The organism is Anabaena sp. UHCC 0253 (assembly GCF_009712085.1).
GTDB lineage: Bacteria > Cyanobacteriota > Cyanobacteriia > Cyanobacteriales > Nostocaceae > Dolichospermum.
Window position 1 is genome coordinate 249,819 of record NZ_VILD01000005.1, and the last position, 2,340, is coordinate 252,158.

General features: G+C 40.3%; 3 protein-coding genes. 1 reads left to right on the forward strand and 2 read right to left on the reverse strand.

Going from position 1 to position 2,340, the window contains the following annotated elements:
• Window positions 1–274: 274 nt before the first annotated feature.
• Both FJR38_RS15375 and FJR38_RS15380 read right to left on the reverse strand, forming a co-directional pair.
• A complete protein-coding gene (locus FJR38_RS15375) occupies window positions 275–1,036 on the reverse strand; it encodes an SDR family oxidoreductase (RefSeq protein ID WP_168537986.1) in 762 nt (253 codons plus the stop codon).
• Between the two features lie 88 nt (window positions 1,037–1,124).
• Window positions 1,125–1,937, reverse strand: a complete 813-nt coding sequence (locus tag FJR38_RS15380; protein WP_168537988.1) for a nuclear transport factor 2 family protein — start codon at window positions 1,935–1,937, stop codon at window positions 1,125–1,127.
• A gap of 85 nt (window positions 1,938–2,022) precedes the next feature.
• Between FJR38_RS15380 and FJR38_RS15385 the strand changes: the two genes are divergently transcribed.
• The coding region (locus tag FJR38_RS15385; RefSeq protein ID WP_168537990.1) for a glycosyltransferase at window positions 2,023–2,340 on the forward strand (318 nt) is incomplete at its 3' end.

Sequence of the window (2,340 nt, forward strand, 5' to 3'; positions counted from 1 at the left end):
ACTTCAACTTTCATTGTTGACATAATTTTTTATCCCACCAACTAATATATTAATATTATCAATTTTATCTTGATAGTTTACAAAAGTAAGTCAGTGTCAACCAATATACTCGGCTTTTGGGGATAGGAATTTGGTTTGTTTTTCTTTACCAATGGAGGCTTATAGTTAAATAGTCTCACGCAAAGGCGCAAAGGCGCAAAGGGTTTTTTTGGGTTTTTGTGTCTTTGTTAAGTAGGTTTTTGGTGGGATGATGAAATTATGGTTGTCTGAATTTTTATGTTTTCCGGTTAACTAATGTAGCACTAGCTTGATCAACTGGCATAAGTACCACTTCGTTAATATTAACGTGGGTTGCTCTGGTAGCACAGAAAAATATGACATCAGCTACATCATCAGGAGTTAATGGTTGCAGTCCTTGATAAACTTTTTTAGCCCGTTCTGTATCACCATGAAAGCGGACATCACTAAATTCTGTTTCTACCATGCCAGGATCAACAGAAGTGACACGCAGGGGCGTTCCTATGAGGTCTTGTTTTAAACCTTCGGAAATAGCTCGAACTGCGGCTTTTGTGCCACAGTAGACGTTACCACCGGGGTAGGTTTGGTGTCCAGCTATCGAACCGATATTGATAACATGACCATGATTTCGCTTAACCATTCCTGGGACAATATAACGGGTGAGGTAAAGCAAACCTTTGATATTAGTATCAATCATTTCTTCCCAGTCTTGAAAGTCGCCTTCATGTAATTTATTTAAACCGCGACTTAAACCGGCGTTGTTGATGAGAATGTCAATATTTGACCATGCAGGGGGTAAGTTAACAATAGCAGATTCGACAGATGGGCGATCGCATACATCCAGTTGCAATAAATGGATTTTGTCAGATCCAATATCTAAGGAATCAGCTAATTGCTGTAACCGTTCCCACCGTCGCGCAGCTAAAATCAGTTTTGCACCGGCATGAGCAAAAATTTTGGCACAAGCAGCACCAATACCGCTACTTGCACCAGTAATGAAAACAATTTGGTTTTCCATAAAGAAGTATTCACAGAGAAAGAGTGAGGAATTTAACATCAAAAGTCAGAAGTCAAATTGCTTTTAACAATTGACAACTGACAACTGACTATTTTTTCACTATTTGTAACCGTTGAGTGATGATTGTCATATCGTCTCCTCTGCGAATTACGGCGGAAATCCACTGAGTACCGGGTTTTGCAGGTGCGCGGCCTATTTTGAAGAGTCCCCCAGCATTGAGAAATTCTAAATTTACGGTTGTGGGGGTGAGAAACTTATTAGCTTGAATGGGTTCTTCTATGGCTTTTCCTAAAAGAATATCCTGACCTAATGGTTCTTGCACAATGGCATCAAAGCTATATTTTTCACCAACTTTTACCTGTTGTGGTAATCGAATATCTACTTGGGGTGCTTTACTTCCAGTTGTTAGTTGTGTACGTTCAGACAAAATATCTTGACGCACGATTTTTGAGCCTGTGACTCGTTGACGGGATTTAATTGTAGACTGGAGAGTTAGATTATTGCTGTTTGGTGCGGGTACACCACTAATACTCGTAACTGTTTCGGCAATAATTGTATTACCTTCAGATTTCCAAGATTCTAGGCGCGTAGTGTAACGCAATTGGGGATATCGCTTCCACAGTCCTGTTAAAGCCTGTTCCATGCCTTTGCGGTTTAAGCCGTCGCCATGGGTAAATGTAGAACTGTAGAATTGCATTACACCGTTGACATTACGTTGATTAGCGGCGTTGTCAATCTGACTGAGGAGATTAGTAAGTCCAGCGGGTGCATTTTGGGGTTTATTCGCTTGAGCAATCTGCCAAATGCTTGATAAACTCATTGTGAGCAAACAAGACAACAGGGAAATACCAACGGGTAATACTTTGTTACGTTTCATTAATAAAGGGATAATTTTAGTCATTAGTAATATTTTACTGATTTGATGATAGAAGATAAGGAATTTGTTTTATCTTAATGAAGCTGGGCGATAAATGGTATAGCAGGGAATGGTAAATGCACCAATTAGATTACTTATAGCAGCTAGTGGGACAGGTGGACACTTGTTTCCCGCGATCGCGTTAGCTCAAAAACTGCCAGAATACGACATTGAATGGCTGGGTGTACCAAATCGCCTAGAAACTCACCTTGTCCCTGAGCAATACCCCTTAAATACGGTTGCTGTTGAGGGTTTTCAGCAAGGTTTGAGTCTGGCTTCTGTACGCATTTTATTAAAACTGATAGGTTCGATTCTGTCCGTAAGACGTATTCTTAAACAAGGAAAGTTCCAAGGAGTCTTCACTACTGGGGGTTATATTGCTGCCCCT